Here is a 23,433-nt window from a genome sequence, read left to right on the forward strand (position 1 = left end):
ACCGGCTTGATCCCTTGATGAAAATGTTCTTTCAACCCACCGTTATTCTGGCTGTGGCGCTCATGGCAATCATTGTGATGATGATCCTGCCGATGCCTGCATGGGTGTTGGATCTTGGCTTAGCCGCGTCTTTCGGCCTTGCGATCCTTATGTTCACAACGACATTGTTTCTGGAACGACCGCTGGATTTTTCGGCGTTCCCGACGATCTTGCTGGCGTCTTTGATGCTGCGATTATCGCTCAACGTCTCATCAACCAAGCTGATAATCGGAGAAGGGCACACCGGTACCGGAGCCGCGGGAAACGTGATTGAGGGCTTCGCCAACTTTGTCATGGGCGGCAGTGTCTATCTTGGTCTGGTAGTATTTTGCGTCCTGCTTATCGTGAATTTCATTGTTATCACCAAGGGCGCAACGCGCATGGCGGAAGTGGGCGCACGCTTTGCCTTGGACGGAATGCCGGGCAAGCAACTGGCCATCGATAGCGACATGTCCGCAGGTGCCATTGATCACACCGAGGCCAAGTCCCGACGTGAACGTGAACAAGCTGAAACTACCTTTTTCGGCTCTCTGGATGGCGCATCAAAATTCGTAAAAGGCGACGCCGTCGCAGGCCTGCTGATAACCATGTTGAACCTCGTAATGGGCCTCATCATTGGTGTGGCAGCTCACGGGATGCCGATGGGCTTGGCGTTCGAAACTTACGCGATTTTGACGGTTGGCGATGGTCTCGTAACACAGATTCCGGCCGTCATCATTTCAATTGCCACAGCCCTGCTTCTTGCCCGCGGTGGGACCAGCGGCGCAACCGACATAGCCATGGTTGAACAAATCGGGCGGCATCCATCCGCGATTGCAACTGTCGGGGTGCTCATGGTGTTTTTCGCGCTGGTCCCCGGGATGCCATTCATCCCGTTTATGCTCGGGGCTGCGGCGCTTTTGGCTGCAGCCTATTATTTCAAACGCAAGCTCGATCTGACGCCGGAAGTTACTGCGCCAATATCAATTGAACGGGTGCCCGAAAAATCAATGGGAGACATCCTTGATCTGGACGAGATTCATGTCGAATTCTCGCCGGATCTCGTGATGATGGCGCTTGACCCGACGACCGGCTTGGAAACTCGAATTGCGAATATGCGCAGCCACGTTGCGAGCAGCTTTGGCCTGGTTTTGCCTGAAATTAGATTAACCGATGATGCATCTCTTGCATCTGGCGTGTACCGAATACGCATTCATGGCGTCGTGAAAGCCGAAGACAAATTACTCCCAGATTCCGTGCTTGCCCTGCTTCCGCCTGATGCCCCGAACGCGATTGAAGGCGAAACCGTTAAGGAGCCAGTTTACGGCGCGCCCGCGAAGTGGATGGCACGAAAATACAAGGAAGACGCTGCCTTGGCCGGATGCACGGTGGTAACTCCTCCGGAGATCCTTGCCACGCATCTATTGGAAGTCGTCAAAGGCAACTTTGGGCGACTATTGAGTCTGAGAGGGTTACGTCGGATTCTTGATGAATTCACCAATCTCTCAGACACAAAACGAAATGAAGCAAACCGAAAGATTTTGGATGAGCTCATTCCAGAAAAGGTCTCCCTCGAAACACTTCTTCAAGTGCTCCGCCTGCTTCTCGAGGAGCAAATTTCGATCAGGAACCTTCCAGTAATTCTCGAAAGTATCGCGGAGGGGCGATCCATCCATTCAACGGCAGAAGGGTTATGTGAACATACTCGCCAAAGGCTAGGCGCACAGTTGTTTGCTGAGCTAAAAAGAGAGGACGGCTCACTCCCGCTGATCCAGCTTTCACCCGATTGGGAAGATGTGTTCAGCAAATATTCCAAGTCAGAAACACAACCTTCAGACGTTTCTCTACCACCCGAAGACTATACGCGACTGGCAGAAGGCTTAACTGAAAAGCTGACACATCTGAATGAAAATGGAGTCTTTCCCGCCGTCGTAACATCAGTCCTTCGTCGCAGGTTTATTCGACTGCTCTTGGCGAACCGCGGGATCAACACTTCTGTCTTTTCTTACGAGGAGATCGCGTCTGATAGTCGGCCTGCTATCGTTGGTATGGTCGCGGCGTGATGTTGGGGCTCCTTTCCGAAATCGCATTCCCCCAAGCATATATCTGGGCCGCCTCACTTGTGGTCATGCGGGTAGGAGCCGCGATGGCATTTCTGCCAGCATTCGGAGAACAGGTCGTCCCGATGCGCGTCAAGCTCGCGGCCACACTGGCCTTCTCGGCAATTCTAACTCCGATGATTTGGCAAAGTCTTGAACAGACCAGCTCGCAACGTGACTGGTTTGCGCTAATTGGTCTAGAGGTCATCGCCGGACTTATGGTGGGGTTTGTGTTTCGGCTTTTGGTGATTGCACTGCAAATCGCGGGCACCATCGCAGCGCAATCAACCTCGTTGTCACAGTTTTTCGGCGGTGGATTGGGTGCGGAACCCCAGACAGCATTCAGTACTCTTTTCGTTGTTGCAGGTCTTGGTTTGGCGGTGATGCTAGGACTTCATATTCGCGTAGTTGAGCTCTTATTGAGTTCATACGAGACCTTCCCAGTCGGTGTCTGGCCAGCCAGTGGACCGGCCGCCGAATGGGCCATCTTGAAGGTGGGTCAGATCTTCGGCCTAGGCTTCACCCTGGCCGGCCCCTTCGTTTTAGCATCATTGATTTACAACTTGGGATTGGGTGCAATTAATAAGGCGATGCCTCAACTCATGGTCGCGCTTGTCGGCGCGCCAGCTATCAGTTTGGGCGGCTTAATTTTACTTCTTGTCTCTAGCCCCGTCATCCTGACTGTTTGGGGCCGCGCATTTACGCACCTGACCAGCCCCTCTGGTGCGGGGTTCTAATGTCAGATGCTCCAGAAAGCGGGGAAAAGACGCATGAGCCGACACCGAAAAAACTTCAAGATGCGCGGAAAGAGGGGCAAATTGCGAAGTCGACCGACTTGTCTGCCGCAGCCGCATATGTCGGGTTAATTCTGGCGCTTACGGTGTTGGGCCCAACGGCCTTGCTAGATGCCGCGACAAAGCTGAGTCACTTCATCTCTGAACCTCAGCTCTTTTCAAATTCAGACCGCGCAATGGATAGTGCGTCAATCTCTGGCTTGCTCGGGTCGCTTGTATTGACATCATTGCTGCCTCTTTTTGCCATCCCTGCGATAGCGGTCGCACTAAGCCTTGTGGCGCAAAAAGCATTCACTTTTGCTCCCAGCAAAATACGCCCCAAATTGAGCAAAATTTCTCCTATCACCTCCGCAAAGAACAAGTTCGGGGCAGCTGGACTCTTCGAGTTTGCGAAATCAGCGACCAAGCTTGTCGTCGTCAGTCTCGTTATGGTGTGGTTCCTGAAAGCTGGCCTTCCCGAAATTCTTCAAACTGTAGATCTCCAACCACCACAAATGACAGGCGTACTCGGCAGTCAAATTCTGGCGTTCCTGACCTTGCTACTGGTCGTTTCGATCATTGTTGGAGGTGTCGACTACCTTTGGCAAGTTGCAGAACATCACCGTAAAATTCGCATGACGCGAAAAGAGGTGGAGGACGAAAGCAAGGAAGCGGAAGGCGACCCCCACAACAAGCAGGCCAGGCGCCAAAGAGGATTAGAGATTGCAATGAACCAAATGCTGTCGGACGTACCAGATGCGACAGTTATCATCGTGAACCCCACTCACTACGCAGTTGCGTTAAAATGGGATGAATCCGCATCAACTGCGCCAATCTGTGTTGCTAAAGGTGTGGATGAAATTGCAGCCAGAATCCGTGAAATTGCGCTCAAATCATCCATCCCGATCCATCACGATCCGCCTTCTGCCCGATCCCTGTTCGCCCGCATAGAAGTCGGCGGCGAGGTTTGGCCGGATGACTACCGTGCAGTTGCCGCGGCAATCCGCTTTGCCCAGTCGGTAAGTGCAATGTCGAGGAGAAAACCATGAAGGCCGCTGGATTGCTCGCAGCGCTTGATACAATCTATCAGGCAGATCAAGCGAAATTTCAGAAGTTAAAACTGCGACTCTCTGAACTCGAAAAAAAACGCGCCGCACTCCAAACTGCGCTTAAGCATGATCACACGGGTATTGGCAATTTTCAGCTCGCTGATGCCGCTTGCAAATACGCCGCATGGCGACGGTGCGAAGCCCACAAAATCTCACGCACAATGTTTGAAATGGACCCAGAACTCCTAGAAGCAAAGAGGAAGCTGAAGATTTCTTTCGGTCGGCTAGAAGCGATGCGTGAACTGATCGCGAGAGGGGAGCTTTAGATATCCTGCCGAACGATGTCGGTGATCAATACATCGAAAACATTCTCCCCAGCTACCTTTCGCGCACTGGCAAGCAGCGAGCGGCGCAAGGTGTCCATCGCTGGGGATGCTGTGTAGACACCATCAAAGCCACCTAGATACGCATGATCGAAAAGCACTTGCAAAAATGCGTCTCGCAGCTTCGGTTCTCGATCGTAGACAGCGCTTGTTTCAGACGCCAAAATCTCCAAGCTAAGAGACAAAACAACCAATGCAGACACCCGATCCTGCTTGATCACGGGCACAACAAACTGGTTGTTAATTTTTACATAGCTCAGCTCACTTTGCGGAGTTTCCACCGCAACCTTCTCTTCCACATGATTTTCAGGGTGTTTAACCTCGGCGGTTTCTTCATCGATGAGTGCAGGGCGGAGGACATATCCGGCACCGGCACCGAGCCCCACACCCAACACGACTAAAACTATTGGTAGCAATGCACCCATCGGCCTCTCCTAAAACGGCAATAAAATATCAGCAACTTGCTGTCCGTAGCGCGGCTGCTGCACATCGGTGATCTGCCCGCGTCCGCCATAGGAAATCCGCGCTGCAGCAATGCGGTCATAAGAGACTTCGTTCTTTCGGTTGATGTCAGCGGGTCGCACATATCCGCTGACAAGCAGCTCCCGAAGTTCGAAATTTACCCGAACCTCTTGCGTCCCTTGAATGCTTAGAACTCCATTCTGAAGCACGTCCACTACCGTTGCGGCCACTCGGATCGAGAACTTTTCTTTGCGTCTGACCGAGCCGTCCCCTGAAGAAGAACTCGAGGAGTTCGTCGCGACTGCAGTGTCGAGGCTTGCGCCTTCTGGGAGCGCTTCGTTGATCCTTTGTGGAATTCCAAATAAGGACGGAATGCCCATAGACTCGGACCCGGCCCGTGCACGCGACGTGCTATTGGAAATCTCGGCGCGCTCGTCAATTTCGACAACGACGGTCACGATATCCCCAATCTGCTCGGCGCGTTGGTTACCGAGCAATGAGTGCCGGCCAGATTCCCACAATGAAGCGCTATCAGACACCAACGCAGGTTCAGACGACTTGGGCAATGGAATCCGCATCATCGCATAGTGTTCATTTGTATTTGCGATTGGGCTTATCTCCGGAGCCTTGCCAACATCTTCCAAACGCCCGCACGCCGCGAGTGCGAGCAATATCAAGGCCCAGCGGAATTTATTCTCGATCAGTCTTATCATAATGCTTCCTATTCGCGCCCAACAATGACGGCGCCGAGTTCATTAACGTGACCTGAAACGGTATTTCTTGACGAAAGGTTGAGCACATTAAGTTTGTCGCCAATGGCGCCGCGCCCTAGCGAACGTCCCTCTGTTTCAATGCTAAGTCCTCCGATGCGATAGACCAAAGTTACAAGCTCATTGCGCTCCACCAATGCGGGAACTCCGACATCGCCCGGACGCATCGGGCGGCCACGATAAAGAACTCTTCGCACCTCGAATCCCAACACCTGAACAAGCTCAGAAAACCCATCGCGCACCGAGGCTTCGGTAATTTGAACATCTTCAATTGAGACGATGTCACCGGGTTGAAGCGTATGTGTAGGAACAACCGCCTGTGCCGTTGCGGCATTGGCAGTGACGCTACAGAGGATTAGTATAAAAAGGAGTTGAACGCTTGCCATCATCGGATTTGTGTCGTCGCACTCAGCATCTGATCAGCGGCGGTGATCACTTTCGCGTTCAATTCATACCCTCGCTGCGCTTCGATCAGCTCGGTCACTTCCCGAACGGCATCGACCGAAGAATCTTCAAGATACCCGTGTCGAAAGCTCCCCAAACCGTTTTCACCGGCAGTACCAAAGATTGCGCCACCCGAGGCCGAGGTTTCAACGAAAAGATTGCTCCCGATTGCCTCCAAGCCTTTTTCGTTTACGAAGCCGGCAAGCGTCAATTGCCCCAACTGTTCGGGCTCTACACGATCAATAAAATACGCAAAAACTTCCCCTTCAGGGTTTATCGAAATCGATCTGGCATCCTCGGGAATGGTTATGTTTGGAACGATCGGGAAACCATCCGATGTGACCAGAAGCCCCTCTCCGGTTCGCTTGAGCCCACCGTCACGCGTGTAGCCTGAAATTCCGGACGGCATAGAGACTTCTAGATAACCTCGCCCTTCCACTGCCAGGTCAAGATCACCGCCCGTACGGGAGAGCGCGCCTTGCGACACGTTCACTGAAACTGCTGTTGGACGCACCCCCAACCCCATTTGAACACCCGCGGGAACAACGGTGCCATCAGCGGCATTGATGCTACCGGCTCGGGTAAGTTGCTGATAATGAAGGTCGGCAAACTCGGCGCGCCGTGCATTGTAGCCCGTGGTCGACATGTTAGCGAGATTGTTTGAAATCACGTCAACTCGTGCTTGCTGCGCCGCCATTCCGGTCGCTGCGATTTTGAGTGCATTCATTTGATTACCCTTTCCTCTAGCGCCCGCCAACGAGCGTCATAATTGAACGCAGCCGTTCATCTTCTTTTTCAAGAAACGACTGCCCCATTTCATAAGATCGCTGAACTTCGATCATCCGTGCAATTTGCTGCACTGCCTCCACGTTGGAGGATTCCAGAAAACCTTGGCTCACAGTGGCTGCATCCGCCGGAAGAAGTTCTGAGTTGCTTTTGAACCTCACCCCACCTTCTCGCTCTAGAGCGTTGAAGTCTGACGGGACGACCAAGCCAATTTGGGAGAACGGATTTCCATCAGCTGACATGGTTCCATCTGCAGAGATGCTTATTTGCCCAACGTCCGTCGGCGCAAATATCGGCGCACCGCCAGCATCTAACAATCGGAATCCTTCCGGGGATACCAGCTCTCCCGCTGCATTCGGACTAAACGCTCCGGCACGTGTTATGCGAACGCCAGCTGGAGTTTCCAACTGGAAAAATCCTTCCCCGTTAATTCCAAGGTCAAACGCCGCACCAGTTTTTGTCATCGCACCTTGTTGAAAACTTGTAATATGGGCATTCGCCCGCGCCATCGATACGCTTCCCTCGTTTTGTCCCAAAGGCATGATGTATTCGGAGAAAACTGCTGTTTCTGTGCGAAATCCAGTCGTTGCGAGATTGGCGATGTTATTTGCCACAACGCGCATTTCATTCATCAATCCAGATTGACGCGTGATCGTTGTGTAAACCGTGCTCCCCATTCTAGCCTCCCGCAACTAAAGGTAGAATCGTGTCTGACCAAAAAATCATTAAATGGCGCGTCATGAAGCTCATCGAAATCCAGAACGTCGCAAGGATGGCCCCAACCTTGGGAACGAAGGTGAGCGTCATTTCCTGAATTGAGGTCAGAGCCTGAAACAAGCCAACCAACAGACCTACGCCTAGAGCGACAGTCAAGATGGGTCCGGAAATCACAACAGCAACCCACAACCCTTGCCGCAAGACATCAAAAAACTCTGACTCACTCAACATCAAACCGGCATCCGGAGGATTTCTTGATAGGCTTCAACAACCTTGTCGCGCACACTTACTGCCGTTTGGACAGCCAACTCTGATTGGGTAAGGGCTTCGACAAGGCTGTGTGCGTCAGCGCGGCCTGCCATCGAGTCAATCGCGACCCGCTCTCCTCCGGAAACAAGGTCCGAGAACGTCTGAACAGCATGACCCAACGCCTGTTCTTCTGTTGGCTTGGTTGCTGGCCGAGCAGCACCATAGGCGCGCTGCGCGAGTGTGGTAGAAACATCCATTCTGGACTATCCTTATGTTGTTAGGGGCCGCTACCGGCGTAATAGATCAAGCAACGCAGTCGACATTTTTCGCGCTTGCTCAAACATTTTCAAATTTGCATCATAACTTCTCTGCGCTTCCCGCGCGTCGGCAATTTCAATCATGAGATTGACGTTAGATCCTTCAAAATATCCATCAGAGCCAGCAAGGACATGGGAAGGGTCGTAAATTTTGGGTAGCTCACTTTGATCAAGACGTGTCTTGCCTTTACGTACTAACGCCGTTTCGCCGCTATCGTCGAAAACCTGTTCGAAAGACGACATCTTACGACGGTATCCAGGGGTATCTACGTTAGCTAGGTTTTCCGATACCATGCGTAACCGCGACGACTGGGCTCGCATTCCGCTTGCAGAAATTTCCAAACTTTTCCCGAAATCACTCATCTCTAGAACTACCGCCCTCTCCCAATCGACATTTTCAGAAGATCAATAGAATGCTGATAAATCGCAATTGCTCGCGAATGTTGCCGCTCCGCTTCAATGGATTTCAATATCTCATGCTCAATTGAAACCGTGTTTCCATTTGGATCTGCGGGAAAATTCGTTTCTGATATTTGCGCGCTTAAGCTACTTACTTCAGAAGCTCCAACATGCCCTGAACGCGTCGTTCGAAAAACGGAAGAGTCAAATTCTTCTGAAATCTCACTAGAAAACCCAGTGATATCTTTCGCTTTAAAATTTGGTGTATCTGAATGTGCAATATTTTGCGAAATTAGGCTTTGCCGAGACGTCGCGTGCCGAGCCATTTGCCCAGCTACGCTCATGATTGTAATTTTCTCGAACATCAGGGCTTCTCCCGTCGAATGCATACACATTGTCTTAAGAGTGATTCCTTTAAAAAGGGTAATCGAATGGGAGCAATCAGATGACACAGCAAAATTTTAACGCTTTGCTTTCCACTATCAATGACATTCCACGCGTATTTCGTGACGGATCAGTATGTTCAACCTCGGCCAATCTGGTTCAAGTCCGTGGGCTCTGTAGTTTCGGGCAGGTTGGTGATCTCGTGATCCTTCACCCCCAAAACGCACCATCTGTTTTTGGAGAAATCCTCGCGCTTCGTGAGACAGTGGTAGACATCCTGCCCGAGACCGGTTCGACGGGCATCGCCCTGGATGACCGTGTTTCGCATTTGGGCCCAAAACGCATCATGCCCGATAACAGTTGGCTTGGTCGGATAATAGACCCTCTGCTGCGCCCGTTGGATGGCAGGCCATTAATCAAAGGTCCGAAGGAGGTCTCATTAAAAGCGAGCCCTCCAGCGCCATCCACAAGGAAGCGATTTGGAGAACGCCTCAATAGCGGGCTTGCGGCATTCGACACGTTCTTGCCAATTGTGAAGGGTCAGCGGCTTGGTATCTTTGCGGGCTCGGGCGTAGGAAAATCCACCTTGCTTGCCGATCTTGCAAAAGAGATGCAAGCCGACGTCGTTGTGATAACTCTGATCGGAGAAAGAGGACGCGAACTTAAAGACTTTGTCGAAGACACGTTGGGTCCTGAAGGTCTGAAGCGAGCAGTGATTATTGCGGCGACCTCCGATCAATCAGCGATGCTCAGACGTCGAAGTGCTTGGGTCGGCATGGCCATCGCTGAGTATTTCCGTGACCAAGGTGCCCATGTCCTTTTACTTGCTGATTCAGTCACGAGATTTGCAGAAGCGCATCGAGAAATAGCGCTCTCTACGGGCGAGAGCGCAAGTCTGGATGGCTTCCCTCCATCGACAACTCAAGAGCTGATGGCACTTAGCGAACGCGCTGGTCCTGGAGCCATCAAAGCGGGAGATATCACCGCAATATTCTCTGTTCTTGTGCAAGGCTCAGATATGGAAGGCACAATCGCGGACATTATGCGCGGTGTGTTAGATGGCCATGTTGTTTTATCACGCGAAATCGCGGAGCGAGGACGGTTTCCGGCCATCGATATATCGAAGTCGGTATCCCGGAGTCTGCCCAACGCGGCAACAACAGAGGAGAATGAAACTCTCTCACAAGCTCGTCGTCTCATCGGCACATACGAAGAAGCTCGAATCTTGATCAAATCTGGTCTGTATGAGGCCGGATCGGATGACGCAACCGATCAGGCGATCAAATTTAGACCGATAATTGAAGCATTTCTTTCTTCAACACGGCTTACCACGGCAAGGAAGGCCTTTTGTCTTCTAGAAACATGCCTGAAACAATGCAGAGAGTAAGAGCAACATAGGTATACGATAAGTTTAGCCTTTAAGGTCAAAGGAGATGGGCCCAAAATGTTCAACTAGTGCTGCTACTGTACCAAGCGTTAACTTGGCTTTCCTACCGGCACTTAGTTGAAATCTGCAGTAAAAAATCCTAATAGATTCCGCCTAGAAAGATTAAATTCATATTTAGATCTAGAATGAGGCAAGTTCACCTTTTAGATCTGATTCGAGACCTAAATATTAAAATTAACCTCACCACCATAGTCAAGTTCGTTTTAATTGAACCCTGCAGTTGACAAGGACATCTTGATCTCACTGGTGTTAAAAGCGCAGAGTGGCGTTACCTTGCAACAAGCTTAGTGCTGTCGAAGCACTACTCACCCCTCCACCTTCAGTGATTTGTGACGCCAATAAAAAATTGACGCGAAGCTTTCCCCTAACGTCTGAATCGCGAAAGCTGTCGAAGTCAGCCACTCCAAATCTGGAGTTCGACTTCTCTTTGAGGATGGCGACTTGTTTGTCTATGGGAAGATTTCCAAAACTAGATGGTAAGAACAGAGATCTTTCCACCATCGATTTCAGTGGTGCATTTCCTAAGACTTCGAGCCACTTTGCAGTATCGCTACCTCCCTTCTCTACAATATCCAGAATCTCTCGATCGAAGGACAATGCCAATCTCAGGTCCTGACTTTGATCTCCAACGGCGGCTTCAAACCTACGCGTGTTATAAGCTGACAAGATTTCATCGGAAAAATCGCTAAGTTGGGTTCTCGGAATATCAAAATCACCAAAACCAAACGCCTTAGATAAGCTTAGGTAGCGCTTATCCGAAAATCGATTGGCCAACGCGTCCGGCGATAGCGTACCATCTTCGAGTACTTTCTTGATGAGGAATACGTTATCGATGTCTGTTTCCAGCCCGAACGCGGTTAGGGTCACTGATAGCAGACCCCGATCACCTACTAGTTCTTCGGCAGACTTAATACTTCCGATCTTCTGTCTAAATGCCTCCGTCTCGCGCTTGACCTCGCTTGAATTGATCAAACTCTCTCTCTGAGAATCGATAGACCTGGACAAAAACGTCCAACCTTGGAGGCCAGAGAATGGAATAACTGGGGTAAAAGTCATTCGCTCGCGGCCGCCATTAACCTCGCCTCTCGTGCTAACAGTTGACGAAGCGACTTTAGCCCAGGATAAAATTGTTCTTTAACGACATACTCGGTCGAGACATCAAGAATGCGCCGGCTATCCGTATCCCAAAATGCGTGGCTTAATTGTTCAATACCGTTAAGAACTTGTCGCTTTCCGTCACCAAGGTTTGCATCCCCAGATAGTATCAACTGGAGAATGTAGCACACCCTGCGTACTGGAGTGTTTACCTCGTCTGGATGGATCGCATCTTTCAGTCGAAGGATTTTGGCGTTGGGCGTCAATATCTGCACCCGCCCACGTCGACTTCCATTTTCGACGACCACACCATTAATGAGAACGCGTTCCTTCGGTCCTAATTTTATTACAAGCCCACTCATTGCCATTATCCTTTCAAACTCAAACCGCGCATCACTGACAGATTCACATCGAGCAACGCACTGACCGTTGCGTTCCCGGCAAGTGCTTTACTCGTGTGAAAATTGACGAATTCTGCTAAATAAAAAATTTGAGCCCTAAGCATTTCCGGGAGAGCATTGTCGACATCGGCAACATCGGCAGCAAGTGTATTCCAAAGCTGCCTGTTAGCATGCAATGCTTCAACAAGCTTTGGAAACTCTGTCACGTCGGCATTTAGCGCCTCGGTTAACGATCGTGTAACGCGAGCAAACACTTCGTATTCAATGCCACGATTCGTCCTCAATGGAGTATTGTTCTTTCCATAAGCGGAAATAGCTCTAAGCGTCACGTTCATTTAGTCACCTTATGTTCTGAGAACGAACGAGGCACCGAAGTGGCGCCTCGCTCTTAGGTTCGCTTAGCGGAAGAGCGAAAGGATGCTTTGCGGAGCCTGATTTGCAATCGACAACGCTTGGACGCCTAGCTGCTGCTGAACTTGAAGTGCTTGCAAGCGAGCAGAAGCCTCTTCCATATCCGCATCAACTAGCGTTCCGATCCCTGATTTAAGCGAGTCTGTCAGCTTGCTTATGAAATCAGATTGCGTCTCAATACGGCCCTGAGCAGAACCAAATTCAGCGGCTGCATCAATTGAATTCTGGATCAAAACTTCAACATTTCCCAAAGCTGCCTCGGCACCCTGGTTAGAAGTGACATCGATACTACCCAAACCGAACAAGCCGCCTGAAGCCGTTCCGTCTTGCGCGCCGACTGCAGTGAAAGTCGAAATTGCCGAGGCACTGTCATTATCAATTTTGAGCACTTGCTCGCCATTGCTGTTTGTCGCAACGCGCGTCGAAACACCTTCAATTCCAGCAGAGTCGATCGCAGCCTTCAGGCCATTTGCGACATCTTCAAAGGTTTCGCCCTCACCGGCCACATAAGTAGCGACGTTGGAGCCAAGCGTAATTCGGTATCCGTCGCCTGCATTGACTTTCGAAACTGCAGAAAAGGTGACATTTTCAGCGCGCTCTGCAATCGTTGCGGTTCCATCGACAACCGGTGAACCTGAAAAGGCAAGATCAACTGTTTCAAAAGCTCGTGTAGACGTGACTTCAAGGTCGCTACCGTTGCGAGCCGCACTAATCCCCTCCAGACCAAGGGCATTGATTGCCCCTGCGATCTGGTCGATTGCAAGCTCCTCGGTATCGGTCGCCAGAAATGTTCCTGACGCAAAGTTCAGCGTAGAGCCGCCAACGGTGATTTGGAAATCATCACCTGACATGTCTGCGCTGTCAGAAAATGTGATGGCTTCAGTGGTTCCGGTGTTTGCGACGGGTCCAGCAGACGCCGTCGCATTAGCCGACAACGATGTTCCAGTGCCGTAGGTCCCGGAACTGTCCGAAAGGTCAGCACGCGCGATCGAGATATTCGAGGCGGATACAGATCCGTCGCTTAAGCGGTCTAGGGAAGACAGGATGTCGACTGAATCTGTACCCTTCAGCATATTCAAACCATTGAACTGCGCAGCGCCGACGACCGACTTGATCTGTGATGTCAGTGCATCAATGTCGGTTTGAATTTTATCTCGGTCGACGTTCTCTTCCTGCGCGGAAACCACCTTGCCCTTAATTTGCGTCAAAAGGTCAGTTACTGTTTCCGCACCCTGACGCGCCACAGCAACGGTCGATTCCCCGAGAGACAAGCTCTCCGAAATTGCGTTAAATCCTTTGACATCTGATTCCATAACCTTGGAAATCGCCCAAAGTGCGGAGTTATCTTTTGCCGATGCAACAGATTTACCTGTGGAAATTTCCGATTGGGTTTTAAGCAAATCGGAATTGATAGACTTGAGAGTCTGCAACGCAACCATTGCGCCATTGTTGGTTAGAATACTAGACATATCGTTTCCTCTGATACGGCGAGTTCAACGCCGAAATTTGATCACCTTAGTGATTGAAGAGTCGTTTTGACTTTTGCTTGCAAGGTCTTCCCCAAACACGCGCCACCCCATTCGCAGGATGCTCGCTTATTTGATCTGAGACTTGCTAAGAGTTCCCTAAAGCCTAGATCCGCATTGGATAAACATTTAGGAAATAGATCAGAAAAAACTCTCTCGTGAGGAAAATTGAAAACCCTGGTTGCGCCCCGCAGCATCATAGGTCCTCAAATGCTCAGAAGGGCACTGTATCGATTGAAGTCGCGAGCTTGCGGCCAATAGTCCAGCTTGAGCAAACTGGTACAGCCCCTGCAAGTCGTCACAGGCATTCAAAATGACCGCCATATCTGTTTCGGAAAGACGCTCTTTATACTCTGACATCTTTTCAATCGCATTTTGCTTTTGACGTGAAATTTCAGCAAGTTCTTCAATCTTGCCGTCGATCAACAATCGCCGCTCGTCAGAGACAAGTTTCATAATCTCTGCAATCTTGCAGCCTTTATTTTCAGGTGCCATCTCACTTCACCGCCATGCTGTTAAAAAACTGCTCAGCGAGACCCAATCCGCCTTTATCGACAATGAGTCGAGCATGCTGCTCTCGGAGGAATGATTGAAATTGTTCCTCACCAGCGCCGCCTCCAAACTCAGATGAAAGCTCCTTCATTCCGACGAAAGACAACATTTCTGTGACAAACGCGATTTCTAGGTTTTTTGTAATTTCTTGATGCTGACTTCTATTATCGACCGCTAAAGGTCCACGTAGGGCGTTCGGGCTAGTAGATATTTCCATGTCATCCTCAAATTTCCTCGCCCCTCAAACAAATATTCGCCAGTAGTAAAGATTGAGTAACCCCTCCATGGCAAAACACACCCGAGTTCTTGGAGAAGTTTTCCGTGAAGATGTCGACACCACAATTTGCATTCAACGTCCCAGTGAGAGGTATCGATGAGGAAACTCGCAACAAACCTGTTTGCGAGGTGACGACACCTCAGGATCATCAAGCGGATTTCGGCAAAACTCTAGCCAAGTTAATCAATGGCAACCATGTCGAGACGCTTCCTGGCATGGTGGAAAACGACACCCCATCACGCGAAATTCAGTTGAATCCGACCACTACGACACAACCGCAAGATCAGGAAAAGACCAACACAGAAGCTGCGCTCAGGGAGACGTTGATCGAATCTCAGTCAACACCGCTTGAACGACAGTTAAGATCGAAACTACCCGTTTTGGAAACGCCGAAAAAAACGTCTGAAGCTGGTGCTTTGGAAGCAAACATTCAAAATACAACGGTATATGCTGATAACACACTCGCAACCCTAAAAACACCCGAACCATCTGGCTTGCACATCAATCAACTTTCCACTGAAGAAATGACCGCGCCTCACACGATGCTGACCGCATCTAACGATCCTACGGATAGCAAACGCTTAGCGGGCACGACCCCTGTTAAACTTGGTGGCATCAGCGATGATGGCGTTTCTTTGCGCGTAGCCCTTAAAGGAAACTCTGCATTAGAGACCGATGGCGAGCAACCGAAGTCTTTCAAAAACCTGGAAGCCGACACAAACAACTTACCCCCAAGCTTAACAGATACTCCGGCGGCCGGCACTTCAGATGTAATTGAAAGTGAGCTTTCGTCTCTCGAACCAGCCGCTACCCCTTCGGTACCAACCAAGGGAATCGAAATAGCGACGAGGGAATTGGCATCTCCTAAGTCAGTTTTAGAAAGTAGCGCAAATCTAGTTAAACCGCAGGTCTTCGCAGTGCCAAACAATTCTACACTTGCTCCCATCGTGCGAACGCTTGAAGCGGAAGCTGCTGACAGCAAATTCATTGTGAAAAACACTACCGGTTCGGTGCAAGGGACAACTTCCTTGCTCACGACATCATCTGGAAACCTTAGCTCTACGACAAGCAAGTCGCCGCAACCAATGGATCCCAAGAGTGCTCCTCCAGCAACCGCTAGCTCAGAATTTGACGCTATAGACACGCCAGCAATTGGCTCGACGAGCAATCCGACAGCGGCGGTGTCATCGCAAAATCTCCCCCCCCCCAACTCCACAGTGCAAGCTCCACCGATGGTGCCACAAATAGAAGGTGACCTCGCGACGAGCTTATCGGCGTCACCTTCAAACATAGCCGCTTCCAGTACAATTCACCCAGCATCGCCCAACGCTCCGACGCCGCTGCCGAACCATATTAGCATGCAAATCTGTCAGGCCCTTGAAAGTGGTGGCAGTCAGGATGTCGAGATTCGGCTGGATCCAGAGGAGCTCGGACGCATTCGAATTGTGCTTTCAACCAAGGAAGGGGGTATGAACATCGCCGTCTTTACAGAACGGCCTGAGGTTCTGGACATGATGCGCCGGAACTCCGACCTTCTCGCATCAGATTTCTCAGATATCGGATATGAAGGCGCTAACTTTTCGTTCCAGAAAGAGCAGCACGAAAGAAACCAATCCACGACCAGTACTCAGGAAAATCGCGACACAGGCGTGACAGCAGACGCGCCAGAATCGCACCAGCCACAAGCAATCGATGGTTCTGCGCGGTTAGACTTAAAATTTTAAGGAGTTTTCGATGGATGCGATAACACCCACCTCAACGACCACACAGACCCAAACTGCAAGCACGGCATCTAGCAGTGTAATCAGCTCGGATTTTGAAACTTTTCTTGTGATGCTGACTGCGCAGATGGAGAATCAGGACCCTCTGAACCCACTGGATTCCCAAGACTTCGCCACGCAGTTGGCGACATTCTCAGGTGTCGAGCAGCAAGTGAAAACCAACGACTTACTCGGCGCACTCACCAGCCAGCTTTTAGTATCCAGCATGGGTGATATGGCGAGTTGGGTCGGCATGGAGGCGCGCATCGCAGTCCCAGCACATTTCAGCGGCGCCCCGATAGAAATCGTTGCGAACCCTCCTAACTTCGCGGAGCGGGCAGTGCTCGTGGTTAGAGATGAAAGTGGGACAGAGGTTCAGCGGATCGAAGTTCCAGTGTCCGACGAGCCGATGGATTGGGCCGGTGTGGCGGATAATGGCCAACCTTTCGCGCAAGGCACCTACAGCTTTGAAATCGAGGCCTATTCAAACGATGCGCTGATCGACACTCATACTCCCGACGTGTTTGCGCGTGTCTCGGAAATCCGCACCATAGACCAAACGGCCGTGGTCGTGCTGGAAGGCGGCACCATTTATCCCGCCACTTCCGTTACTGGCCTAAGGTAGCAATGACCAAACAGTGAAGGCCGCCGCCGCAACGGCAAAACCCGCGACAAAAGTTAGCATCTGGTTTTGAACAGGTTTGGCGCGCATTGGCTTGGAGCTTTGGCTTCTCTGCATCAATGCTGCTTCCATTATTTGAGGCAATTTCGGGCCAAAACGCCCCAAAACCTGGGCAGTAGTGACGAGATCTCTAAGCAATGCTCTCGGACCAACATTCTGCTTGATGTAGTCCTCGACAACCGGCTGCGCGACCTCCCAAATGTTGATTTGGGGATACATCGTCCGCGCCACTCCTTCGACCACGACCATGGTCCGTTGAAGCAAGATCAATTCGGTTCGCGTTTCCATCCCAAAACGCTCCGTGACCTCAAAGAGGTATGACAAAAGGTGCGCCATCGACATCTGCGTCGCGTTCATACCGAAAATCGGCTCGCCAACAGCACGCAGCGCTTGCGCGAACTCGTCAATGTCACGATCCGCAGGGACGTAGCCGGCCTCAAAGTGAACTTCTGCCACACGTCGGTAATCTTTGCGGATGAAGCCAATCAGGATTTCTGCATAAACTCGACGGGTATATTCGTCGATGCGCCCCATGATACCGAAATCATATGCAATGATGTCGCCGGTCGCGCTAACCTTCAAATTTCCTTGATGCATGTCTGCGTGGAAATACCCGTCGTTCAGAGCCTGACGCAAGAACAACTGCAAGACGCGTTCTCCAAGGGCTTTGCGGTCATGGCCTGCAGCATCAATGGCTTCGACGTCCCCAAACGGGATTCCTTCTGCCCATTCCATGGTCATTACGCGCTTGGCCGAGTGGAAAAAGTGCGTTCTCGGAACGACAAACCCAGCATCGCCAGCTGTCTTCGCCGCATATTCCCCAGCGGCCGCCGCTTCTAAACGCAAATCCAACTCGCCTTGGACAACACCGTCAAAGTGCCTGATGACCTCAGATGGATGCAGTCGGCGCGATGATGGTGAGATGAACTCAATCAGTGACGCTGCGAAATAAAACGCATCAATGTCTTTCCGAAAGGCTTTCTCGATGTTGGGGCGCAGAACCTTTACCGCAACTTCTTGCCCTGTTTCGCGCAATCGCGCCTGATGCACTTGTGCAATCGAGGCCGCAGCAACGGGCTCCGAAAAGTCCGAGAAGACAGCGTCAACTGTTTCACCCAGCTCGTCTTCAACCGTTGCTTTGGCGATCGCCGTTGGAAAAGGCGGCAGCTTGTCCTGAAGGACCCTCAATTGCAGCGCAAGATCATCGCCCACAATGTCCGGCCGCGTTGAAAGAACTTGCCCAAACTTTATATAAGCCGGTCCCAAAGCAGCCAGCGCGCGGACCGCAGGCGGCATGCTCGGATCACCTTTGAGGCCGAGCCACTTGAATGGCCATCCCATCACACGCGACACCAATCGCAGTGAGGGGGGCGCATCGAACGCGTCGAGCACCAGATTCATAGCGCCCGTCCGCTCCAGCGTGGCGCCCGTGCGAACGAGACGCCATACATTATGAGGCCCGCGCATCTAAATCTTCCAGCCGGAATGCAACGCTGCAACGCCAAGTGTCATATTTCGGTAACTTACATTCTCAAAACCCGCAGCGCGGATCATTGCAGCAAATGTCTCTTGGTCAGGAAATTTGCGGATGGACTCGACAAGGTACTGGTAGCTTTCGCTATCGCCTGCGATCACTTTACCCATCTTCGGTATGACGTTGAACGAATACAGATCATACGCTTTCTGCATCACCGGGTTCGGCAGCTGCGAGAACTCCAGTACCATCAGTCTTCCGCCCGGGCGAAGCACGCGATACGCCTCGGACAACGCATCTGCGATGCGAGTGACGTTCCGGATACCGAAGCTGATTGTGTAAACGTCGAAGCTGTTATCTTCAAAAGGCAATGCCATCGCATCGCCGACGACCCAATCCAGGCTGTCAGCAAGGGAAGAGGCTTCAGCACGTTTACTTCCTTCGACCAACATCGATTCGGTCATGTCCAAGACAACCGCTTGCGCCTGCCCCGCGCGCTTTAGAAACCGGAAGGAAACGTCACCGGTGCCACCTGCCACGTCCAGAAGCCGTTGCCCCGGGCGCGGTGCCAGCCAATCCATCATCGCATCTTTCCAAATGCGGTGAATTCCGACGGACATGACATCATTCATAATGTCATATTTAGAGGCCACGTTGGTGAATACCCCGTGGACCATCCCCGCCTTCTGCTCTTCCGGAACGTCGGTAAACCCAAAATGGGTGGTTTTTTGCGAATCTTCAGCCATCTGTTCTTGTGGTCCTTACAGTCTCACCCTTCTTATAGGTCGAGCCTGTCCGGTTACAATGCGACCGGAAGGACCAAAAGGAGGCCAAGTGCCAGAACTGCCAGAAGTAGAAACCGTAAGGCGAGGCCTCCAACCCGTGATGGAAGGGCGCATCATCGCCCGTGCAGACGTAAACCGGCCCGATCTTCGCTGGCCATTTCCCGACAATATGGCCGAGCGCCTTAGCGGGCGGACTGTGATGGCGTTGCGCAGACGCTCCAAGTACATTCTAGCCGATCTCGATAGCGGCGAAACCTTGATCATCCATCTGGGCATGTCGGGTCGAATGCAGATCGACCAGCACAATAGCGCAAAATTCCATCAAGAAGCCGCGATTCTCAAAAAGCACGATCATGTGGTCTTTCACATGCAAGATGGCACAAGAATCGCCTTTAATGATGCACGAAGGTTCGGCGCTATGGACCTCACCGACACAGCAGGCGTCGAGAACCATTGGTTAATCAACAAGCTGGGCCCAGAGCCTTTGGGTAACGCGTTTGATGAAACCTATCTATTTGAGGCCCTTAAAAAGAAGAGCGCGCCCATCAAAACCGCGCTTCTGGATCAGCACATCGTCGCAGGATTGGGGAATATCTATGTCTGCGAGGTTCTGTTTCGAACCGGAATATCCCCAAAGCGAAAAGCATCAAATCTAAGCGCTACACGCGCCGCATCGCTTGTTCCGGCAATTCGCGAGGTTTTGAACGAGGCGATCGAATCTGGCGGATCATCCCTGCGAGATCATCGCCAAACCAACGGCGAGTTGGGTTATTTCCAGCACAATTTCGCGGTGTATGATCGCGAAGGACAGCACTGTTCGAACGATTGCGGAAGTAAGATTTTCAGGGTCGTGCAGTCAGGGCGTTCCAGCTTTTACTGCCCTAAATGTCAAAGATGAATTGAACCTTCTCGCGAACATGATACGTCTCATGCCCTGATAGCAATGAGGGTTCACCATGGCATTCAAGACAATTATCGTTGAAATTGAAGAGCATATCGCTCTTATCAAACTGAATCGCCCTGACGCATTGAACGCGCTGAACGCCGTTTTGTTGAAAGAATTGTCCGAAGCGCTGACTGACGCCAATAAAAATAACAAAGTGCGCTGCATCGTCCTAACTGGGTCAGAAAAAGCATTTGCAGCTGGCGCAGACATCACCGAGATGGCGGACAAGTCCTTTGTCGACGCATTCGGAAATGATCTGTTCTCGGAGTTCCCGAACATCTTCCTGCGCGTGCGCAAACCCATCATTGCTGCGGTATCCGGCTATGCACTAGGTGGCGGTTGTGAGCTGGCAATGATGTGTGACTTCATCATCGCGTCGGATACAGCCAAATTTGGCCAACCGGAAATCAACCTCGGCGTTATGGCCGGCCTGGGCGGAACGCAGCGTTTGACCCGCTTTGTTGGCAAGTCCAAAGCGATGGACATGAATCTGACCGGTCGCTTTATGGATGCCGAAGAGGCCGAGCGCTCTGGGCTGGTCAGTCGCGTTGTCCCAAGCAAAAAGCTCATCTCTGAAGCTATGGCCGCCGCTGCCAAGATTTCCGAGAAATCGGCTTTGGCGACCATGGCAGTAAAAGAATCAGTGAACCGCAGCTATGAGTCGACTTTGAACGAGGGGCTACTGTTTGAGCGCCGCGTTTTCCACTCGCTCTTTGCCACTGAAGATCAGGCAGAAGGCATGGCTGCCTTTGTAGAAAAGCGGGAACCTCAGTTCCGCGACAAATAAGGCCAATTAGGTCGTTGACTTGGCTCTGAGTCGGTCCTAGAAGCGCATTCTTAGATTTACACACCGAACCATCGGGGTCCTTACGTATGGCAAATTCGCCTCAAGCTAAAAAGCGCGCGCGTCAAACCGAACGCCGCACAGAAGTTAACAAAGCGCGTCGCTCGCGTATCCGCACCTTCCTGCGTTCCGTGGAAGAGGCGATCACATCCGGCGATTCGGCTGTCGCGAAAGACGCGTTGAAGTCTGCACAGCCAGAGCTGATGCGTGGCGTGTCGAAAGGCGTGATGCACAAAAACACCGCAGCGCGCAAAATGTCGCGCCTTGCGTCGCGGGTTAAAGCACTCGGTTAAACCGTAGCTCACGCGTCAATCCAATCTTTTAAAACGCGCCTTCATGGGCGCGTTTTTTTGTGTTCAATCGCTTAGAGGACACAAATGAAGTCGCTTTAGGATTCGGGGTCGAACTAAGTATGAGTCAAGCGCGAAGATAAGTTGCGAGACCGCCCCTGCAGTCGCTATCCCTATTGAGCGATTCACTTCGTCTCGGGGGGACATGGAATGAGCACGGACACCGGTCCGGCTGTGCAAGAGTTGCTGCCAACTCAAGCATGGGACCTTTTGGAAAGAGAACCAAATGCTGTGCTCGTTGACGTCAGGACAAAGGCCGAATGGTCATTTGTAGGGAAGCCTGATTTGTCGAGCCTGAACCGTTCGGTCATTATGATCGAGTGGTCTAGGTATCCAGATATGTCCGTTAATCCGCGGTTCGTTGAAGAAATGAATGAAGCATTGGGCGACAGCAAACCGTCTCAAGTTTTGTTCATTTGCAGGTCAGGTGCACGCTCGATGAGTGCGGCATTGTCATTTCAAGCGTCTCTGGCTGGAGAAGCGCTTGGTCCTGACCTGTTCAATGTGACCGAGGGCTTCGAAGGCGATTTGGATCCTAGTAAACATCGGGGGGGCCTGAACGGTTGGAAGGCCCACGGATTGCCATGGAGGCAATCCTGATCTGCGGAACGGGTAAATGATGACGAACGACACTTGGGGCGAAGCACGTGAAACTCTACAAACAACAATTGGTAAGAACAATTATAAAACCTGGATTGAACCACTAACTTTCGTCTCCTGCGAAAACGGTGTGGCTGAGTTCGGTGTACAAACCAGCTTTCAAGGCGATTGGGTATCCCGCAACTTCGGCGACGAAATCTTGCGCCAGTTTGAAAAACTAGGCGCATCTGTTGATCGCCTGAAGTTCTCTGTTCAAGCCAACCGCCGTCCTCCAGTTGCGCAATCAACTCCGGCGCGCGAGAATTTCGCTTCTAAGCCCACTCGCAGGCCGACAGTTTCTGATGAGCCCGTCCTCGGAGCGCCGCTGGACAAGCGCTTCACATTTGATCGTTTCGTTGTTGGCAAACCCAACGAGTTGGCACACGCCGCATCGCGCCGTGTTGCTGAGGGTGGTCCAGTCAGCTTCAACCCGCTATTCCTCTATGGCGGTGTTGGCTTGGGCAAAACTCACCTGATGCATGCGATCGCTTGGGAACTGCAAACGCGTTCGCCAGAGCTCAAGGTTGTTTATCTTTCAGCCGAACAATTCATGTACCGCTTCATTCAAGCACTGCGTGATAAGCAGATGATGGACTTCAAGAGCCTCTTCCGCTCGGTCGATGTTCTTATGGTCGATGATGTGCAATTCATTGCCGGAAAAGACAGCACGCAGGACGAATTCTTTCATACTTTCAATGCTTTGATTGACCAGCAGAAGCAAATTATCATCTCCGCTGACCGTGCACCCGGTGAAATTGACGGCTTGGAGGAGCGTATCCGCTCTCGCCTGCAATGGGGATTGGTTGTTGATCTGCACCCGACCGACTACGAACTTCGCCTCGGTATATTGCAACAAAAAGTCGAACAATACCGTGCGCAGTATCAAGAACTGAAAATCACGGATGGTGTGTTGGAGTTCCTTGCGCACCGTATCTCCAACAACGTCCGCGTCCTTGAAGGCGCGCTGACCCGCCTGTTCGCCTTGGCCTCGCTTGTAGGTCGCGAAATCACGTTGGAAATGGCACAAGAAAGCCTCGCCGACATTTTGCGCCAGTCTGACCGCAAAGTCACGATGGACGAAATCATGCGGAAAACTTGCGACTATTATAATGTACGCATGTCTGACCTGCTATCACCCAAACGCTCTCGCAACATCGCGCGCCCGCGTCAGATGGCTATGTGGCTAGCGAAACTCCTGACGCAACGCTCCTACCCAGAGATCGGCAAGCGCTTCGGCAACCGTGACCACACCACCGTAATCCATGCCGTTCGCAAGATTGACGAGCTCAAAGCACAAGACAGCCAAGTCGCAGAGGACGCAGAACTCCTTCGTCGGATGTTGGAAGCCTAATTGGCTTGACGATCCCGCAAGAAAAGCGGACTTTTCAACAAAT

29 protein-coding genes are annotated in these 23,433 nt (G+C 51.4%); 12 read left to right on the top strand and 17 right to left on the bottom strand.

Annotation, left to right across the window (positions count from 1 at the left end; all coding sequences use genetic code 11):
- The first annotated feature begins 17 nt into the window (after nt 1-17).
- Genes flhA through BUB72_RS11665 form a run of 4 tightly spaced genes read left to right on the top strand, consistent with a single transcriptional unit; the run spans nt 18 to nt 4,265 of the window.
- Nucleotides 18-2,081, top strand: coding sequence for a flagellar biosynthesis protein FlhA (flhA, locus tag BUB72_RS11650; RefSeq protein WP_139250667.1), 2,064 nt, complete (start codon nt 18-20; stop codon nt 2,079-2,081).
- Nucleotides 2,081-2,854, top strand: a complete 774-nt coding sequence (locus tag BUB72_RS11655; protein ID WP_073143930.1) for a flagellar biosynthetic protein FliR — start codon at nt 2,081-2,083, stop codon at nt 2,852-2,854. Before flhA ends, BUB72_RS11655 begins: the two co-directional genes overlap by 1 nt.
- Nucleotides 2,854-3,939, top strand: a complete 1,086-nt coding sequence (locus BUB72_RS11660; protein WP_073143932.1) for an EscU/YscU/HrcU family type III secretion system export apparatus switch protein — start codon at nt 2,854-2,856, stop codon at nt 3,937-3,939. The genes BUB72_RS11655 and BUB72_RS11660 overlap by 1 nt, the downstream gene beginning before the upstream one ends.
- On the top strand, nt 3,936-4,265 hold the full coding sequence (locus BUB72_RS11665; protein WP_073143935.1) for a hypothetical protein: 330 nt from the start codon (nt 3,936-3,938) through the stop codon (nt 4,263-4,265). The genes BUB72_RS11660 and BUB72_RS11665 overlap by 4 nt, the downstream gene beginning before the upstream one ends.
- Here BUB72_RS11665 and BUB72_RS11670 read toward each other — a convergent pair.
- From BUB72_RS11670 to BUB72_RS11710, 9 genes are read right to left on the bottom strand one after another with little or no spacing between them, the layout of a single operon-like run.
- Nucleotides 4,262-4,747, bottom strand: a complete 486-nt coding sequence (locus BUB72_RS11670) for a flagellar basal body-associated FliL family protein (RefSeq protein ID WP_073143937.1) — start codon at nt 4,745-4,747, stop codon at nt 4,262-4,264. The two genes, BUB72_RS11665 and BUB72_RS11670, sit on opposite strands and share 4 nt — an antisense overlap.
- A gap of 9 nt (nt 4,748-4,756) precedes the next feature.
- Nucleotides 4,757-5,497, bottom strand: a complete 741-nt coding sequence (gene flgH / locus BUB72_RS11675) for a flagellar basal body L-ring protein FlgH (protein WP_139250668.1) — start codon at nt 5,495-5,497, stop codon at nt 4,757-4,759.
- An 8-nt stretch (nt 5,498-5,505) separates the two neighbouring features.
- On the bottom strand, nt 5,506-5,943 hold the full coding sequence (gene flgA / locus BUB72_RS11680) for a flagellar basal body P-ring formation chaperone FlgA (RefSeq protein ID WP_083588643.1): 438 nt from the start codon (nt 5,941-5,943) through the stop codon (nt 5,506-5,508).
- The gene (flgG, locus tag BUB72_RS11685) at nt 5,940-6,725 is read right to left on the bottom strand and encodes a flagellar basal-body rod protein FlgG (RefSeq protein ID WP_073143939.1); all 786 of its coding nucleotides are present in this window, start codon (nt 6,723-6,725) and stop codon (nt 5,940-5,942) included. The genes flgA and flgG overlap by 4 nt, the downstream gene beginning before the upstream one ends.
- Nucleotides 6,726-6,741: 16 nt before the next feature.
- A complete protein-coding gene (locus BUB72_RS11690) occupies nt 6,742-7,461 on the bottom strand; it encodes a flagellar hook-basal body complex protein (RefSeq protein ID WP_073143941.1) in 720 nt (239 codons plus the stop codon).
- 1 nt (nt 7,462) lies between these two features.
- A complete protein-coding gene (locus BUB72_RS11695) occupies nt 7,463-7,732 on the bottom strand; it encodes a flagellar biosynthetic protein FliQ (protein WP_073143944.1) in 270 nt (89 codons plus the stop codon).
- A complete protein-coding gene (fliE, locus tag BUB72_RS11700; protein ID WP_073143946.1) occupies nt 7,732-8,007 on the bottom strand; it encodes a flagellar hook-basal body complex protein FliE in 276 nt (91 codons plus the stop codon). The genes BUB72_RS11695 and fliE overlap by 1 nt, the downstream gene beginning before the upstream one ends.
- Before the next feature lie 30 nt (nt 8,008-8,037).
- A complete protein-coding gene (gene flgC / locus BUB72_RS11705; RefSeq protein ID WP_073143949.1) occupies nt 8,038-8,430 on the bottom strand; it encodes a flagellar basal body rod protein FlgC in 393 nt (130 codons plus the stop codon).
- Nucleotides 8,431-8,438: 8 nt separating this feature from the next.
- On the bottom strand, nt 8,439-8,831 hold the full coding sequence (locus BUB72_RS11710) for a FlgB family protein (protein WP_073144377.1): 393 nt from the start codon (nt 8,829-8,831) through the stop codon (nt 8,439-8,441).
- Between the two features lie 80 nt (nt 8,832-8,911).
- Between BUB72_RS11710 and BUB72_RS11715 the strand changes: the two genes are divergently transcribed.
- On the top strand, nt 8,912-10,237 hold the full coding sequence (locus tag BUB72_RS11715) for a FliI/YscN family ATPase (RefSeq protein WP_073143951.1): 1,326 nt from the start codon (nt 8,912-8,914) through the stop codon (nt 10,235-10,237).
- A gap of 309 nt (nt 10,238-10,546) precedes the next feature.
- On the opposite strand, the gene BUB72_RS11720 is transcribed toward BUB72_RS11715, so the two are convergent.
- The 6 genes from BUB72_RS11720 to BUB72_RS11745 form a co-directional block, all read right to left on the bottom strand.
- Entirely contained in the window at nt 10,547-11,353 is an 807-nt protein-coding gene (locus BUB72_RS11720; RefSeq protein ID WP_073143954.1) for a DUF1217 domain-containing protein, read from the bottom strand.
- Nucleotides 11,350-11,754 carry a flagellar biosynthesis repressor FlbT gene (gene flbT, locus BUB72_RS11725; RefSeq protein WP_073144380.1) on the bottom strand — a complete coding sequence of 135 codons (405 nt, stop codon included), beginning with the start codon at nt 11,752-11,754 and terminating at the stop codon, nt 11,350-11,352. The genes BUB72_RS11720 and flbT overlap by 4 nt, the downstream gene beginning before the upstream one ends.
- A 5-nt stretch (nt 11,755-11,759) precedes the next feature.
- Complete coding sequence (flaF, locus tag BUB72_RS11730) at nt 11,760-12,128, bottom strand: flagellar biosynthesis regulator FlaF (protein WP_073143956.1); 369 nt, start codon at nt 12,126-12,128, stop codon at nt 11,760-11,762.
- A 63-nt stretch (nt 12,129-12,191) separates the two neighbouring features.
- A complete protein-coding gene (locus BUB72_RS11735) occupies nt 12,192-13,673 on the bottom strand; it encodes a flagellin (protein ID WP_073143958.1) in 1,482 nt (493 codons plus the stop codon).
- Between the two features lie 198 nt (nt 13,674-13,871).
- A complete protein-coding gene (locus tag BUB72_RS11740; protein WP_073143960.1) occupies nt 13,872-14,225 on the bottom strand; it encodes a hypothetical protein in 354 nt (117 codons plus the stop codon).
- Nucleotide 14,226: 1 nt separating this feature from the next.
- A complete protein-coding gene (locus BUB72_RS11745) occupies nt 14,227-14,499 on the bottom strand; it encodes a rod-binding protein (RefSeq protein ID WP_073143962.1) in 273 nt (90 codons plus the stop codon).
- A gap of 110 nt (nt 14,500-14,609) precedes the next feature.
- Here BUB72_RS11745 and BUB72_RS11750 point away from each other — a divergent pair, with 110 nt between their 5' ends.
- Entirely contained in the window at nt 14,610-16,283 is a 1,674-nt protein-coding gene (locus BUB72_RS11750) for a flagellar hook-length control protein FliK (protein ID WP_245814825.1), read from the top strand.
- Nucleotides 16,284-16,293: 10 nt separating this feature from the next.
- Nucleotides 16,294-16,944 carry a flagellar hook capping FlgD N-terminal domain-containing protein gene (locus tag BUB72_RS11755; RefSeq protein WP_073143965.1) on the top strand — a complete coding sequence of 217 codons (651 nt, stop codon included), beginning with the start codon at nt 16,294-16,296 and terminating at the stop codon, nt 16,942-16,944.
- Here BUB72_RS11755 and ubiB read toward each other — a convergent pair.
- Together ubiB and ubiE are read right to left on the bottom strand one after the other, a co-directional pair.
- Nucleotides 16,936-18,468 carry a 2-polyprenylphenol 6-hydroxylase gene (gene ubiB / locus BUB72_RS11760; RefSeq protein ID WP_073143967.1) on the bottom strand — a complete coding sequence of 511 codons (1,533 nt, stop codon included), beginning with the start codon at nt 18,466-18,468 and terminating at the stop codon, nt 16,936-16,938. The two genes, BUB72_RS11755 and ubiB, sit on opposite strands and share 9 nt — an antisense overlap.
- Nucleotides 18,469-19,221, bottom strand: coding sequence for a bifunctional demethylmenaquinone methyltransferase/2-methoxy-6-polyprenyl-1,4-benzoquinol methylase UbiE (ubiE, locus tag BUB72_RS11765; protein ID WP_073143969.1), 753 nt, complete (start codon nt 19,219-19,221; stop codon nt 18,469-18,471).
- An 88-nt stretch (nt 19,222-19,309) separates the two neighbouring features.
- Here ubiE and mutM point away from each other — a divergent pair, with 88 nt between their 5' ends.
- The 5 genes from mutM to dnaA all read left to right on the top strand — a co-directional run bounded on the left by mutM (nt 19,310) and on the right by dnaA (nt 23,390).
- Nucleotides 19,310-20,158, top strand: coding sequence for a bifunctional DNA-formamidopyrimidine glycosylase/DNA-(apurinic or apyrimidinic site) lyase (gene mutM / locus BUB72_RS11770; RefSeq protein ID WP_073143971.1), 849 nt, complete (start codon nt 19,310-19,312; stop codon nt 20,156-20,158).
- A 58-nt stretch (nt 20,159-20,216) separates the two neighbouring features.
- The gene (locus BUB72_RS11775) at nt 20,217-20,993 is read left to right on the top strand and encodes an enoyl-CoA hydratase (RefSeq protein ID WP_073143973.1); all 777 of its coding nucleotides are present in this window, start codon (nt 20,217-20,219) and stop codon (nt 20,991-20,993) included.
- An 86-nt stretch (nt 20,994-21,079) separates the two neighbouring features.
- Nucleotides 21,080-21,343 carry a 30S ribosomal protein S20 gene (rpsT, locus tag BUB72_RS11780; protein WP_073143975.1) on the top strand — a complete coding sequence of 88 codons (264 nt, stop codon included), beginning with the start codon at nt 21,080-21,082 and terminating at the stop codon, nt 21,341-21,343.
- A 207-nt stretch (nt 21,344-21,550) separates the two neighbouring features.
- Complete coding sequence (locus BUB72_RS11785; protein WP_073143977.1) at nt 21,551-22,000, top strand: rhodanese-like domain-containing protein; 450 nt, start codon at nt 21,551-21,553, stop codon at nt 21,998-22,000.
- A 19-nt stretch (nt 22,001-22,019) separates the two neighbouring features.
- On the top strand, nt 22,020-23,390 hold the full coding sequence (gene dnaA / locus BUB72_RS11790) for a chromosomal replication initiator protein DnaA (protein ID WP_073144382.1): 1,371 nt from the start codon (nt 22,020-22,022) through the stop codon (nt 23,388-23,390).
- The last annotated feature ends 43 nt before the right edge of the window (nt 23,391-23,433 follow it).

Source organism: Litoreibacter ascidiaceicola, from assembly GCF_900129235.1.
Lineage (GTDB): Bacteria > Pseudomonadota > Alphaproteobacteria > Rhodobacterales > Rhodobacteraceae > Litoreibacter > Litoreibacter ascidiaceicola.